Origin of the sequence: Bradyrhizobium neotropicale, from assembly GCF_001641695.1 — a bacterium.
Taxonomy (GTDB): Bacteria; Pseudomonadota; Alphaproteobacteria; order Rhizobiales; family Xanthobacteraceae; genus Bradyrhizobium; species Bradyrhizobium neotropicale.
In genome coordinates, this window is record NZ_LSEF01000089.1 from 57876 (window position 1) to 71115 (window position 13240).

Consider the following 13240-nt stretch of genomic DNA (forward strand, 5'->3'; position numbering starts at 1 on the left):
CTTATAACACTGAGCTTCCGCTCACCACACCGTCATGGCCGTGCTTGTCCCGGCCATCCACGGCTTGCGGCGCCTCCAAGACCGTGGATGCCCGGGACAAGCCCGGGCATGACATCGACGGATGAAGCGCCTTACTTGATCAGCCCCTTTTCCTTGTAATAGCGGATCGCACCGGGATGCAGCGGAACCGGGCTGCCGCTGGCGGCGGTCTCGAGCTTGATCTCCTTGCCGGCGGCATGCGCGTTGGCGAGCTCGGGGAGCGACTCGTAGATCAGCTTGGTCATCTGATAGGCGAGATCGTCAGACACCGCCGAGCTCGTCACGAGATAGTTGACCACGGCCGCGGTCGGCACGTCCTTGTCCTGGCCGGTATAGGTGTTGGCCGGAATGATCGCCGAGATGAAGGGCGGCCCGATCTTGTCGACGGTCTCCTTCGGCACCGCCACGACCGTGATCGGGCTCGAGGTCGAGAGATCCTTCAGCGAGGCAACACCGAGGCCGGCCGATTGCAGCGTGGCAGCGAGCTGCCGGTTCTTCATGAGGTCGACGGATTCGGCGAACGGCAGATATTCGACCTTGCCGAGATCCTTGTAGGTCATGCCGGCAGCGGCGAGGATCGCGCGCGAATTGAGCTCGGTTCCGGACTTCGGCGCGCCGACCGACAGGCTCTTGCCCTTGAGGTCCGCCAACGTCTTGATGCCGGACTCGGCGGTCGCAACGATCTGGATGTAGTTCGGATAGATCGCCCCGATGGTGCGCAGCTTGTCGAGCTTGTTCTTGAAGCCGGCTTCCTCCTCGCCCTCCCAGGCCGCTTTCAGCGAGTCACCCAGCGTGAACGCCAGCTCGCCGCGGCCCTGCTGCAGCAGGATGAGGTTTTCGACCGACGCCTTGGTGGCCTGCACCTGCGTCTTCACGTTCGGAATCTTGTCGCCGTAGATCTTCCCGATCGCGACCCCGAGCGGATAGTAGACGCCGGAGGTGCCGCCGGTCAGGACGTTGATGAACGACTGCGCATGCGCGCGAGGTGCCGACGCCGCCAGAGCAAGAGCCGCGGCAACGCCGAAAAACTTCAATTTCATGATTTCTGAACTCCCCAAACCGGGCGGGAAATTGGCCGGACGAGGGAAGCGGGTCAACCCATCCAAAAGGCAAAACAGGGCTGCGGGAAGCGGCTGTTTTGGCTCGACCTTGGTGGAACCCGGCAGGTGCGGCGACGTGGCGCAGCTAGATCAGGCCAGCTCACGTGAGGATCACTCACTCGCGCCACTGGTTCGGCGCGACGTCTCCCGCTTGCGGGAGAGGCAGAGACGCCGAGGCAAAGTCTCCGCGATGGCGAAGCGCCGGGTGAGGGCTTCCTCCGCTTGGGGATTGTCTCATTGCGGATGCACCCTCTCCCCAACCCTCCCCCGCAAGCGCAGGGCAATCGCATATGAGAGAGAGTTTGGCAGGCAGCCTCCTTGCGGCCCATCCTTCGAGACGCCCGCTTTTGGCGGCTCCTCAGGATGAGGTCTTTTTGCGGCAAGATCTTAGACCCTCATGGTGAGGAGCGCCGCCTTACGGCGCGTCTCGAACCATGAAGGCCGAGCGCGCGCCACCAGGGCATATGCGATAGCCCTGCCCGCAAGCGGGGGAGGGAGTGCACCGTCACTGGAAGGTCATATCCAGGCACTTGGAGATGTCGGAGCCGAGGCCGGAGGAGATGATGATGCAGCCGCGGACCTTCTGCGTGGTGACGTCGGCGGCCCAGACCGAATAGCCGCCAGGACCGAAGAACGAGTTGGTGTTCGGCGGCTCGGTCTCGGTCGCGTCGAAATCGTAATGTCCGTCGGTCTCGAAGATGCGCTGCTTTTTGGTGCAGCCGCCGTCGGTCTGCACGTTGATCACTTCCTTGTTGTCGCGGGTCAGCGCGAGCGAGACCTGGCAGCGGAAATATTCCGAGGTCCTGGTATTGAAGAGATAAGTGTAGGACCTGCAGGTCGCGGTGTTGAGCTTGCCCGGGGCAAGGCCACGGCTGCAGGAAATCCTCTGGTTGTGGCTGAGCTGGAAATCGTCGGCCCAGGCGGCCGGCTCGGACGTCACCAGCGACAGCGCAGCGGCCGAACAAATTTTCATGACGTGACGCATTCGAATCACCCCCACCAATCTTTTTGTCGAGTTGCGTTCTAGACTGAAAGCGGAACATAGTCGCGCGGGGACGAAGGGAAAATCACAAACTGCTGGACAAGACGTGATGCGCCGCGGTGGAGATCGCAGATTGACCCGAAAACGCCGTTCGTGATTTGTTCAAGCCTGCTAGCCCCGATTAAGGGGAGGATGGATGATGGCATTTTCAACGAAGACATTCGCAACGAAGACATTTGCAATCGCAGCGGTGCTCGGCGCGTTCACAGCGCCGGCTTTCGCGCAGGCCGCGGCGACGCCGTGGGAGCTGAAGCCCGACATGGGCTATGCCTATGACAAGGACGGCAAGACCTTTTCCTACAGGATGGGCACCAGCAATGCCGGCGAGCTCCTGAAGGGCGCCAAGAAGGTGCCGAAGGGCACGCTGTTCTTCATCGGCCACAACGGCCAGCTCTACATGCGCACCGGCCCGTATCTCGAGGGCGACGGCAAGTTCAAGTTCGGGCCGGATCAGTAGACCCTCGCTGCCGTAGGGTGGGCAAAGGCGCACCAGCGCCGTGCCCACCATCTATCAGCGCATTCCGATCTGAAAAATGGTGGGCACGCTTCGCTTTGCCCACCCTACGGCACCTGCCTAAAACGCCCCCGCCAGCTCCCGCGCGCCACCATTGCTGCTGTTGCTGTCCATCCGCGCATCCGTCACCGCGAGCAGCTTCGCCACAGTGTTGTGGCGGATCGCGACCGGATTGCGCTCATAGCCGCCGCGCTGGAAGAAATTCGAGGTCGGCACCTGCTCGCGCATCGCCTGCGGCATGGTCACCATGTCGAGCCCGGTGCCATCGCCGGTGAGGTTCATCATCTCGAGCTCGGCGGCGGAGAGCTGGCGATTATAGCCCTTGGCGCGGGCGAACAGCACCGACGTCAGCAGCTTGTGAGTCTGCAGCATCGGGCCGACGTCGATGTCGAGCACCATCGCATGCATGGCCCAGCCCTGCGCGGTGTTGCCGATCTTCTCGTGCTCCGACCAGGTGTCGGGCACCGACTTCGCATGCGCCACCATGCGCTTCAGCACGGCGAGCTTGTACTCGAGCGACTTGCGCGCCGGCCCCGAGGTCTGCGTCACCTTCTCACCGAGCGCACGGATGAATTCGTGGCCCTGCTCGGCCAGCAGCTCGACGCTGTTGGTCGTCAGCAACTGGTTGTAGCCAATCGCGGTCGAGATCGCGCGCTTGCCGCCATGCTCGATTCCCGCCTGCACGTCGTAACTGCCGGTGCCGCCGGTCTCGAACGAATAGACCCGCACGGCCTGCTCGCGCGTAAGCCCTGAAGCGAGCGCGTAGCGCGCATAGACGCGCTTGAACTCGACCTCGGAGGTCGGACGCTGTGGCGTGAACTGATATTGCTCCTGCGCCGCGCGAAGGAGATCGGCGACCACGGGAATCGGCTTTCGGGCGGGACGCTCCGGCGTTTCCTCCGGCTCCGGGTTCACCGGCCGCTTCGGCCCGTTATAGAGCGGCGGATGCTCCAGCACATAATCGTCGAGCGTGACCTGCTGCCCGCTCCGGCGCTTGGCGTTGCGGGTGCGCCGCTTCTCCGCGATCTGGCTCCAATAAGCGCCGGCCTCGGCATCAAAGGCGGCGCGCGCCTCCTGATACTCCTGCAGCTTGCGGCGATATTCGAGCACGGCAGACGACGCCCCGCCTTGCGCAAAAAACTGCGACAATAGCTGGGCTTTGGCATTGCTGACGGCGGGCGGCAGCGCGGCAGAATCCTGGGCGGGCGCCGCGGGCGCAAGCAGGACGAGCGCGAATGGAACCAGCCTCAGGACACGTCGAATCGGGATGTGATGCATGCGCCCTTGTAGCAAGCATCCGGTAACCGTCACGTTAACGCTGCGTTTACCATCGTCACTTCCAGGCGAATACCGGCTGTTCCAGGTCGCTGACGCGGGTTTGGCGCCCTGCCAGCACCTCGCGGAACTGGTAGATCAGGGCTGCGGTCGGCGCGTGGATCAGGCTCTCATGATGATGGAAGCGGATCACACGGCGCGTGCTCTCGGGAATCGCGACGAAGTCGAAGGCAGCATCGCGCTCGATCGTCGCGAGCGCGATGCGATGCACGGAGGCGACCTCATCGGGGTTCGGCCTGATCGCGGCGCTGCCGGCGGCCCAGACCACGACCGGTGTGATCAGATAGCCCGAGCGGGTCGGATAGTCGTCGAGCTGGCCGAGCACCTCGCCAGCCCCGAGCTTGAGGTTCAGCTCCTCGTCGAGCTCGCGCAGCGCCGCCTCAACCGGCGTCTCGCCGGCATCGCAGCGTCCGCCTGGCAGCGCCCATTGCCCGCGATGCGCGCGCAGGTGTGATGCGCGCCTCGTGAGCAGGAAGGCGGTGTCGTCGCTGTCGCGCGCCGCGGTCAGCGCAACCACCACCGCCGCGCGCTTGAGCGATGCCGGGTCGGCATTCTCCGGCAGACGCGTGAAGGCTGCGCAGGCGGCCGCGATATTCCGCCTGGTGGCATCGTCGAACGGTCTCATGATGCTTGACTACACCAGGAGCGCGCTTGATGAAATGACGGCAGATGCCCGCGCAAGAATGGACCAGCAGATGATCGACAAGACCGCCGCGAAGCTCAAATCGGACGGCTGGACCATCCTCGAGACCACGGGCTTCATGCACCTGATCGGGCCGCTCTGGGAGCGCAAGGTCGATGGCCATTACGAATTCGCGCTGGCCACCGAGGACAAGCACCACAACCGCCGCGGCATGGTCCAGGGCGGCGTGATGATGACCTTCGCCGACCGCACCTGCGGCATGACCGCCCGCTACGTCTCGGGCAAGGAATTCATGGCGACGGTGCAGCTCGACACGCATTTCGTCGAGGCCGGCAAGATCGGCGACCTCCTGATCTCCCGCCCCCGCGTGGTCCGCTCGACGCGCAGCCTCATCTTCATGAACACCGAAGTCACGGTGGACAACCGCTGCATCGTGATGGCGAACGGTGTGTTCAAGATATTGAAAGGGCCGGAGTAGCGGACCGTTTCGCTTCGCCCCCACCTCACGGTGAGGCTGCCAGCGCTGCGCGCCACACACTCCGCCGCCGTCCCGGCGAAGGCCCGGGACGACGTTGGGGAAGCAAGGGAGCTTCCATACTTCGTCATTGCGAGCGCAGCGAAGCAATCCAGACCGTTGCTGCGGTGACATTCCTGGATTGCTTCGCTGCGCTCGCAATGATGGAGCGGCATGGTTATGCTGGCGCCAACGCAAGCGTTGAGGAAATAGCCCATGCAATATCGCCAGCTCGGCCGCAGTGGCCTGAAAGTGTCGCCGATCTGTCTCGGCACGATGATGTTCGGCGGGCCGACGGATGAAGCGGACTCGCGGCGGATCATCGCCAAAGCGCACGAGGCCGGCATCAACTTCATCGACACGGCGGATGCCTATTCGAACGGCGCATCCGAAGAGGTGGTGGGACGCGCGATCGCGAGCAACCGCGATGCCTGGGTGCTCGCCACAAAACTCGCCAACCCCATGGGCAAGGACCCCAATCGCGTCGGACTGTCGCGGCGCTGGGTGTTGCAGGCGGCCGATGAAAGCCTGAGGCGGCTCGGCACCGATCACATCGACATCTACTACCTGCACAAGGAAGACCATGCGACGCCGCTGGAGGAGACGGTGCGCGCGATGGGCGATTTGATCCGCGCCGGCAAGGTGCGTTATTTCGGCGTCTCGAACTACCGCGCCTGGCGTGTCGCCGAGATCTGCAACATCTGCGACCGGCTCGGCATCGACCGGCCCGCGGTGAGCCAGCCCTATTACAACGCGATGAACCGCATGCCGGAGGTCGAGCATTTCCCGGCCTGCGGCTATTACGGCCTCGGCATCGTGCCCTATAGCCCGCTGGCGCGCGGCGTGCTCACCGGCAAATACCGGCCCGACGCCGCACCGGACAAGGAGACGCGCGCGGGCCGCAACGACACCCGTATGATGCAGACCGAATGGCGGCCGGAATCGCTCCAGCTCGCGCAGCAGATCAAGAACCACGCCGAGAAGAAAGGCATCACCGCCGGCCAGTTCGCGGTCGCCTGGGTGCTGAACTCCGCCTTCGTCAGCTCCGTCATCGCCGGCCCCCGCACCGAGGAGCAGTGGGACGACTATATCCGCGCGCTCGACTATCGCTTCACGGCCGAGGACGAGGCGCTGATCGACGCGCTGGTGACGTCCGGCCATCCATCAACGCCGGGCTACAACGATCCGGCCTATCCGATCGAAGGACGGCGCGCACGGACGGCGTGAAAGCGGGAGACGACGATGGCGCATGAGGATCGCTACGGGCTGCCGCTCTCCACCGGCTCGGATGAAGCGGCATCCGCCTATCGCGAGGGCGTCGACCTCATGCTCGCCGGCTGGACCGGCGCGGCGGAGGCGCTGGAGCACGCGATCGCAGCCGACCCCGATTTCGCGCTGGCGCATATCGCGCGGGCGCGGCTCTACGCCTTCTATCAGCAGGGCGATCTCGCACGGCAGGAGGCGGCGGCAGCGCGCGCGCTCGTAGCCAAGCGAGGGACGGAGCGCGAGCGCTCGCATGTCGAGACCTTGGCGCTGTCAGTCGAGGGGCGGCCGCCCGAGGCGCTGGCGGCGACGTTGAAGCATATCGAGAGCTGGCCGCGCGATGCCGTCGTGCTGTCGCTGCCGCTCGGCGCGTTCGGCCTGTTCGCCTTCTCCGGCATGGCCGATCACGACCGCGCTCGGCAGGAGCTGTGCGAGCGCGTCGCAAGGCATTATGGCGAGGACTGGTGGTTCCTGACCCTGTACGGCTGGGCCATGACCGAGAACGGCGACGTCGCGCGCGGCCGCCCCGTCACCGAGCGCGGCTTCGCGTTGCGGCGTCAGAACGCCCATGCCGCGCACGCCGTGCTGCATGCGATGTTCGAGGACGGCTCGATCGACGAGGCCGATCGTCTCGTCGACGAGTGGATTCCGACTTACGACCGCGCCGGCATCTTGCACGGCCATATCCGCTGGCACCAGGCGCTCGGCGCGCTCGAGCGTGGCGATGCGGCGCGCGCGCTTGCGATCTATGCCGACGTGCTGCAGCCGCAGGCGACGCGGGCGCCGCCGCTCAATGTGATCACCGACGGCGCCTCGCTGCTGTGGCGGCTCGCGGCTTACGGCCACGACGTGCCAAAGGCACTCTGGGCCGAGGCCGACGCCGCCGCGCAAAAACTGTTCCCGAAATCGAGCATCCCGTTCGCCGACGTCCACATGGCGCTGTTCGCAGCCGCGACGCAGAACCGCGAGGCGCTCGCCGCGCGGCTGGCCGTGATCGAGCAGCGGCTCGCCGACGGCAAGCTGCCCGCCGGTCCCGTGGTGCCCACGATCTGCCGCGCGATGACGGCCTTTGCCGACGAAGACTATGGGACCTGCGCGCAAACGCTCGCGCCTGTCATCGCCGAGGTCGTGCGCATCGGCGGCAGCCACGCCCAGCGCGAGCTGATCGAGGACACTTTCATCGTGGCGCTGATGCGCAGCGGCGACCTCCCCCGCGCCCGCGCCCTGCTCGACACCCGCCTGCACCGCCGCCCTTCCTTGCGCGATACGCGCTGGCAGGCGGCGATGGCTTGAGGCAGGATAACGAAAACAGACCGGAGGACGCCCATGACCGAGATCGTTGCGCTGGAAGCGCTGGCCGCGCGCGTTGCATCGGGGCTGACGCTGGCCGTTCCCGTCGATCGCTCCGGCGTCGCGATGGCCGCGACCGCCGCGCTGATCGATGCCGGCGTCGACAACCTCCATCTGGTCTGCGTCCCCATCAGCGGCATGCAGGCCGATCTCCTGATCGGTGCCGGCGCGATCGCCACGCTCGAGACCAGCGCCATCTCGCTCGGCGAAGCGGGTGGCGCGCCGCGCTTCGGCGCCGCCGTCCGGGCCGGCTCCCTAACCTTGCGCGATGCCACCTGCCCCGCGATTCACGCAGGTCTCATGGCGGCGCAGCACGGCGTGCCCTTCATGCCGATCGCCGGGATCATCGGCAGCGACCTGCTCGAGGTGCGCCCCGACTGGAAGGTGATCGACAGTCCGGTCGGCGAGGCGCGCAAGGTCGTCGTCGTGCCGGCGATCACGCCCGACGTCGCGCTGTTCCATGCACCCGAGGCCGACCGTGCCGGCAACGTCAGGATCGGCCGCCTCCGCGAGCTCGCGACCATGGCCTATGCCGCAAAGCGCACGCTGGTCACCGTAGAACGCATCGTCGACCGCAATCTGCTGGAAACGGAAGACTCCGCCGCGGGCGTCTTGCCCTCGCTCTATGTCGACAGCATCGCGGTCGCTGCGCGCGGCGCCTGGCCGCTGGCGCTGTGGGACGAATATCCGGCCGACGAGGCCGAGATCGCGCGCTACGCAGCGATGGCGCGCAGCGAGGAGGGTTTTCGGGCCTATCTCTCGACCTTCCTGGCGCATCGCAAGCAGGTGGCGTGACGCCATGTCATCCGAACGCGAGCGCCGCGAAATCCTGATCGCCACCATCGCCGATCTGCTCGACGGCATCCGTCACGTCGCGGTCGGCGCGTCGTCGCCGATCCCGGCGGCCGGAGCGATGCTGCTGCGCGCGCGCAACGAACGCGACGGCAAGCCGCCGGTGCGCATCTCGATCCTGGGATCGCAAGCGCACAACTTCTTCACCAATGGCGGGATCGAGCTGTTCGACTGCGCCGCTCAGGGCCGCGTCGACGCCTTCTTCCTCGGCGGCGGCCAGATCGACGGCGAGGGCAACATCAACCTGGTCGGCACCGGCGACTATCCGCGAACCGACGTGCGCTGGCCCGGCTCGTTCGGCTCGGCCTATCTCTATCACCTGATCCCGCGTGTGATCCTGTTTCGCGAGGAGCATTCGCCGCGCGTGTTCGTGCCCAAGGTCGATTTCGTCAGCGCGCGGGCGATCACGCCGGAGGTCCCGCGCCGCGGCGGCCCCTACGCGCTGCTGACCAACATGGCGCTGTTCGATTTCGACCGCGAGGCGGGCGGCTTTGCCCTGCGCTCGGTGCATCCGCCCTTCACCCCGGCCGACATCAGGGACAACACCGGCTTTTCCTATGCGGAGCCGGAGGTGGTTCGGGAGACGCCGCGGCCCGATCCCGCAACGCTGGCGCTGCTGCGCGGACGAATTCTCGATGACCTTGCCGAGACTTATCCGGCCTTCGCGCGAACGATGAAGCAGGCTGCGTGACCCCTGCCCGCCTCTGCCACGAAAAAAACATGGGCTTGGCGGCATGTGCCGGCTTGGGACGGGTTGGGCGATCTAGCGAATCGCCGACGGGTGGCGCGGTGGTATTGCAGTCTGGCATCGTAGAACGAACGGGATCGCAACCAATTCGGGGTTCGATGGTTGGTGGACGGAATCTGCCCGCTCCACTGGTCTCCGCCTCTCTGGTCTCTTGGCATGCGAGCCTGACGATGCGCCTCCGCCGACCGGTTCTCGCCGCGACCCTCGTGCCTGCTTTCCTGGCTTTCGCCAGTCCCTGTTTTGCCGAGTCTTCCACCCCGATTGCAGTCAACAACCCGCCGGCGCAGCAGAACGCTCTGATCGACCTCCTGGCGCTGATGTCGGGCAAGTGCAAGACGTTGAAGATCGCGGGCCGCACCTTCGCCTGCAAGACGGTGGCGTACGCCCATGGCGACAAGGGCCGGGTCAATTTCGCCGTCGCGATCGACGATCCCAGCGATGACAGCCATGTGGTGTCGTTCTCCGGCGAGAACGGCAAGCGCGCCGACGACAATTCCTACGAGCTGCCGATCGACCGCATGTTGCTCAACTCCAAGCACCGGCCCAAGGTCGACGGCCTGCCGGTGCCGGCCGAGCAGGCCTCCACGGGAATCTGCCGCCAGACCGGCAATTTCGCCGCCAAGAAAGTCTCCGACATCACCTGCTCGGCGACCGACAGCGAGGGCCGCAAATACGAGCTGCTGTTCGTCTCCGACGGCACGCCGGTGAGCGTGCGCCGGATCCGGCAGTCGTCGCCGTCGATCCAGGATCCGTTCAAGTAATATTCCGCGCCGTCGCCGGCTTCTTCGCATAGATCCGCTCGATCTCGGCTTTGAAGCGATGTTCGAGCGCGGGTCGCTTGTTCTTCAGGGTCGGCGTGAGAAGTCCGGCGGCGATGGTCCAGGGCTCGAGCGTCCACCACACCGCACGCGGCGTCGCGTAGGACGGATAGGCCTTCACCGCAACAGCGATCCGCGCGAGCAGATCGGCGCGCTCGGCCGCTTCGCCCTGCTTGCCGCTCGTCGCAATCCGCGCGCGCTCCTGCTCCCAGGCCTCGGCGTTGAGCACGACCAGCGCGGTGAGGAACGGCCGCTGCTCGCCGATCACCATCGCCTGCTCGAACAGGGGATCGGCGAGGATCGCGGTCTCCAGATCCACCGGCGCGATCTTCTCGCCGGTGGAGGTGACCAGGATGTCCTTGATGCGGCCGGTGATGGTGATGCGCCCGTTGTCGATCCGCGCCTGGTCGCCGGTGTGCAGCCAGCCATCGGCCTCCTTGACGCGGCGCGTCTCCTCCGGCTTGTGCCAATAGCCGAGCATCACGCTCCGTCCGCGAACGAGCAGCTCATCACGCTCGCCGAGCCTGACCTCGATGCCGTCGAGCACGCGGCCGACCGAGCGCGGGTCGTTGTCCTCGACCGTGTTGACGCTGACCACCGGCGAGGTCTCGGTCATGCCGTAGCCCTGGAGGATGTCGAGCCCGAGCGACAGGAACAGGCGGATGACGGGCTCGGCGATCGGCGCGCCGCCGGAGACGGCGACCCGCAAGCGGCCGCCGAGCTGCGCCAGCACCTTGTCGACCACGAGCCGCTTCAGGAGCGGCCAGGCTAGGCGGTCGAACAGCGAGAGCGAGGCGCGCCCCTGCCGCGCATCGAAACGCCGGCCGCCGACGGCAAGCGTGAGATCGAGCAGCGCGCGTTCGATGCCGCCTGCCGCAGCGCGATGCTGCATGATCAGCGCGTAGATGCGCTCATAGATCCGCGGTACCGAATTCAGCACCGTGGGGCGGACGCGCTTCAGATCCTCCGACAGCAGCGGCACCGAGCGCGCATAGGCGACGCAGGCGCCGGCCGCGATCGGATAGTAGTAGCCGCCGGTCCGCTCGAACGTATGCGAGAGCGGCAGGAAGGACAGGAAGACATCGTCCGGGTGAGCGGCAATACGCCCGGCGATCGCCTTCACATTGGCGACGATGTTGTCGTGCGACAGCATCACCCCTTTCGGCCGCCCGGTCGTGCCTGACGTGTAGACGATGGCGGCGAGATCGTCCGGATTGACCGCGACGTCCGGCATCGGCGCGGCCGCGCCTGGTGCCGCATCGAGCCAGTGGTCGAGCGCGACGATGCGCGCCTCGTTTGCCGCAAGACCCGGCGCATCGGCACAGATGATGCGCTTGAGAGTGTCGAGCGGCTGGCCGGCGGCCACGATCGCCTGCCAGCGCGCCAGCGTGTCCACGAACAGCAGAAGCGCACCGGAATCGGCGAGGATGTAGGCGATGCTGTCTGGGTTGTCGACGGCGTGCATCGGCACCGGCACGAGGCCACGCGACAGCGCCGCCTGGTCCATCGCGATATGCGCAATCCCGTTCGGCATCAGGATCGCGACGCGTTCGCCTGCCGCCAAGCCCTCCGCCGCGAGCGCCCGCCGCCAGCGCTCGAGCTCCGCATCGATCTCCTGCCAGGACTGGCTGACCCAGCGCCTCGCGGCGTTGTCGAAATGCCAATAGGCCTCCGCCGCCGGCGTCAGAGCGATCCGCCAGCGCAGGAGCTCTGGCAGCGTCCCCACCTCGGCGAGCGTGCGAGGCGCAGCCTGCGGTCGACTGATCGGCGGTTGACTGATGGGCTCCGGCATGGCGTCCTCCCGCAGCGATCGATTCCCGGAAAGATTTACTGCCTTGAGGTTAGGTCGGCCAGCCAGTCCCACCTTGATCCTCAGCAAGGCGGCCATGTTTCGGAGCGGCCCATGACGCGTGACCGTCTGTTTCTGCTGCGCCCCGATTTCGAGGACCCGGCCTTTCCGGGCCGGCGCTTCTATTGCTGGCATTGCGCACTGATCGAGGGCGTGCTGGCCTCGTTTCCGGCGCTCGCCGGAAGGCTCGACGTCGAGCGCATCGCATGGCCGCGACCGCGGCAGGCCGTGATTGAGCTCGTCGGCGAAGAAAACCAGTCGCTGCCGCTCCTGGTGCTCGCGATTGGGGCGACGTCACCGCACCAGACCGGCCAGCATCGCGGCCGCGCCTTCATCGCCGACAAGGACGCGATCCTCGCCGCACTGTCCGAACGCCACAGCTTCCCCGATCCGCATCCGTGAGGGGGTGCCGCGTGCGCGGTGGCTGCATCAACACGCCATTGCGAGCATGAGGTCGCCACTCAGCTCACTCTCGCCATCCGGCGGCCCGTCTCGAAACGAGGGAAAAATCGGCCTTGTCTGCACCGGTCGCAACCTCGCATACTCCCCACCAAGACCCGGAAAGCTACCCCCATGATCCGCCTGCCCTCGCTCACCGCCCTCATCGTCGTCGACGTCCAGCGCGCGTTTGATGAATGGGAGGCTGCGGGGAAGCGGCGCAACAATCCGGATGCGGTGGCCCGGATTGCATATCTGCTCAAGGCGTTCAGGGCGAGCGGCGCGCCGATCTTCCACATCCGCCACGAGGGCACGCGGCCGACATCGTCGTTTCTGCCGACAAGCTCCGGCCACAAGGTCAAGGACGAGGCGCGCGAAGCGCCGGGTGAGCCGGTGATCATCAAGCGCGTCAACAGCGCCTTCATCGGCACCGACCTCGAGAGCCGGCTGCGCGCAGCCGGCATCACCACCCTCGTCATTTGCGGCGCCACGACCAATCATTGCGTCGAGACGACGACGCGGATGGCCGGCAATCTCGGCTTCGACACCGACCTCGTGCGTGATGCGACATGGACGTTCGATCGGCTCGGGCCCGATGGCGACGCGCATTCGGCCGAGGCGATCCATGCGATGACGCTGTCGAACCTCAACGACGAGTTTGCCCGCATCGTCACAACGGATGAAGTTGTCGCGATGCTTGCCACGGCATGACACCGCGGCGATTGCGAGGCAGAT

14 protein-coding genes are annotated in these 13240 nt (G+C 66.1%); 9 read left to right on the top strand and 5 right to left on the bottom strand.

Annotated elements, in window-relative coordinates:
* Positions 1 to 131: 131 nt before the first annotated feature.
* The gene (locus AXW67_RS28355; protein WP_027552285.1) at positions 132 to 1079 is read right to left on the bottom strand and encodes a TAXI family TRAP transporter solute-binding subunit; all 948 of its coding nucleotides are present in this window, start codon (positions 1077 to 1079) and stop codon (positions 132 to 134) included.
* Between the two features lie 565 nt (positions 1080 to 1644).
* On the bottom strand, positions 1645 to 2124 hold the full coding sequence (locus AXW67_RS28360; protein WP_063680539.1) for a hypothetical protein: 480 nt from the start codon (positions 2122 to 2124) through the stop codon (positions 1645 to 1647).
* Between the two features lie 193 nt (positions 2125 to 2317).
* On the opposite strand from AXW67_RS28360, the gene AXW67_RS28365 reads away from it, so the two are divergent.
* Positions 2318 to 2638 (top strand): hypothetical protein, encoded by a 321-nt coding sequence (locus AXW67_RS28365; RefSeq protein WP_082908073.1) that lies wholly within the window; start codon positions 2318 to 2320, stop codon positions 2636 to 2638.
* Between the two features lie 117 nt (positions 2639 to 2755).
* On the opposite strand, the gene AXW67_RS28370 is transcribed toward AXW67_RS28365, so the two are convergent.
* The gene (locus tag AXW67_RS28370; protein WP_063680541.1) at positions 2756 to 3973 is read right to left on the bottom strand and encodes a hypothetical protein; all 1218 of its coding nucleotides are present in this window, start codon (positions 3971 to 3973) and stop codon (positions 2756 to 2758) included.
* 55 nt (positions 3974 to 4028) lie between these two features.
* On the bottom strand, positions 4029 to 4655 hold the full coding sequence (locus AXW67_RS28375) for an NUDIX hydrolase (RefSeq protein ID WP_035684759.1): 627 nt from the start codon (positions 4653 to 4655) through the stop codon (positions 4029 to 4031).
* Between the two features lie 70 nt (positions 4656 to 4725).
* Between AXW67_RS28375 and AXW67_RS28380 the strand changes: the two genes are divergently transcribed.
* The 6 genes from AXW67_RS28380 (at position 4726) to AXW67_RS28405 (ending at position 10161) form a co-directional block, all read left to right on the top strand.
* Positions 4726 to 5151, top strand: coding sequence for a PaaI family thioesterase (locus tag AXW67_RS28380; protein WP_063680665.1), 426 nt, complete (start codon positions 4726 to 4728; stop codon positions 5149 to 5151).
* A 252-nt stretch (positions 5152 to 5403) separates the two neighbouring features.
* Complete coding sequence (locus AXW67_RS28385; protein WP_063680542.1) at positions 5404 to 6414, top strand: aldo/keto reductase; 1011 nt, start codon at positions 5404 to 5406, stop codon at positions 6412 to 6414.
* 15 nt (positions 6415 to 6429) lie between these two features.
* Complete coding sequence (locus AXW67_RS28390; RefSeq protein WP_063680543.1) at positions 6430 to 7743, top strand: tetratricopeptide repeat protein; 1314 nt, start codon at positions 6430 to 6432, stop codon at positions 7741 to 7743.
* 33 nt (positions 7744 to 7776) lie between these two features.
* Positions 7777 to 8595 (top strand): CoA transferase subunit A, encoded by an 819-nt coding sequence (locus AXW67_RS28395; RefSeq protein WP_063680544.1) that lies wholly within the window; start codon positions 7777 to 7779, stop codon positions 8593 to 8595.
* Between the two features lie 4 nt (positions 8596 to 8599).
* The gene (locus AXW67_RS28400) at positions 8600 to 9343 is read left to right on the top strand and encodes a CoA transferase (RefSeq protein WP_027552276.1); all 744 of its coding nucleotides are present in this window, start codon (positions 8600 to 8602) and stop codon (positions 9341 to 9343) included.
* Positions 9344 to 9570: 227 nt separating this feature from the next.
* On the top strand, positions 9571 to 10161 hold the full coding sequence (locus AXW67_RS28405; protein WP_063680545.1) for a hypothetical protein: 591 nt from the start codon (positions 9571 to 9573) through the stop codon (positions 10159 to 10161).
* On the opposite strand, the gene AXW67_RS28410 is transcribed toward AXW67_RS28405, so the two are convergent.
* Positions 10154 to 12010, bottom strand: a complete 1857-nt coding sequence (locus AXW67_RS28410; RefSeq protein WP_082908074.1) for an AMP-dependent synthetase/ligase — start codon at positions 12008 to 12010, stop codon at positions 10154 to 10156. The genes AXW67_RS28405 and AXW67_RS28410 overlap by 8 nt on opposite strands.
* 111 nt (positions 12011 to 12121) lie before the next feature.
* Between AXW67_RS28410 and AXW67_RS28415 the strand changes: the two genes are divergently transcribed.
* Both AXW67_RS28415 and AXW67_RS28420 read left to right on the top strand, forming a co-directional pair.
* Positions 12122 to 12469 (top strand): DUF3088 domain-containing protein, encoded by a 348-nt coding sequence (locus AXW67_RS28415; RefSeq protein ID WP_063680546.1) that lies wholly within the window; start codon positions 12122 to 12124, stop codon positions 12467 to 12469.
* A gap of 171 nt (positions 12470 to 12640) precedes the next feature.
* Entirely contained in the window at positions 12641 to 13216 is a 576-nt protein-coding gene (locus AXW67_RS28420; RefSeq protein WP_063680547.1) for a cysteine hydrolase family protein, read from the top strand.
* Positions 13217 to 13240 lie beyond the last annotated feature (24 nt).

Coding starts and splice junctions, on each gene's coding strand:
- AXW67_RS28375 (WP_035684759.1), bottom strand. CDS start 4,655: ATGAGACCGTTCGACGATGCCACCAGGCGGAATATCGCGGCCGCCTGC.
- AXW67_RS28415 (WP_063680546.1), top strand. CDS start 12,122: ATGACGCGTGACCGTCTGTTTCTGCTGCGCCCCGATTTCGAGGACCCG.
- AXW67_RS28395 (WP_063680544.1), top strand. CDS start 7,777: ATGACCGAGATCGTTGCGCTGGAAGCGCTGGCCGCGCGCGTTGCATCG.
- AXW67_RS28365 (WP_082908073.1), top strand. CDS start 2,318: ATGATGGCATTTTCAACGAAGACATTCGCAACGAAGACATTTGCAATC.
- AXW67_RS28405 (WP_063680545.1), top strand. CDS start 9,571: ATGCGCCTCCGCCGACCGGTTCTCGCCGCGACCCTCGTGCCTGCTTTC.
- AXW67_RS28355 (WP_027552285.1), bottom strand. CDS start 1,079: ATGAAATTGAAGTTTTTCGGCGTTGCCGCGGCTCTTGCTCTGGCGGCG.
- AXW67_RS28385 (WP_063680542.1), top strand. CDS start 5,404: ATGCAATATCGCCAGCTCGGCCGCAGTGGCCTGAAAGTGTCGCCGATC.
- AXW67_RS28400 (WP_027552276.1), top strand. CDS start 8,600: ATGTCATCCGAACGCGAGCGCCGCGAAATCCTGATCGCCACCATCGCC.
- AXW67_RS28360 (WP_063680539.1), bottom strand. CDS start 2,124: ATGCGTCACGTCATGAAAATTTGTTCGGCCGCTGCGCTGTCGCTGGTG.
- AXW67_RS28390 (WP_063680543.1), top strand. CDS start 6,430: ATGGCGCATGAGGATCGCTACGGGCTGCCGCTCTCCACCGGCTCGGAT.
- AXW67_RS28410 (WP_082908074.1), bottom strand. CDS start 12,010: ATGCCGGAGCCCATCAGTCAACCGCCGATCAGTCGACCGCAGGCTGCG.
- AXW67_RS28380 (WP_063680665.1), top strand. CDS start 4,726: ATGATCGACAAGACCGCCGCGAAGCTCAAATCGGACGGCTGGACCATC.
- AXW67_RS28420 (WP_063680547.1), top strand. CDS start 12,641: ATGATCCGCCTGCCCTCGCTCACCGCCCTCATCGTCGTCGACGTCCAG.
- AXW67_RS28370 (WP_063680541.1), bottom strand. CDS start 3,973: ATGCATCACATCCCGATTCGACGTGTCCTGAGGCTGGTTCCATTCGCG.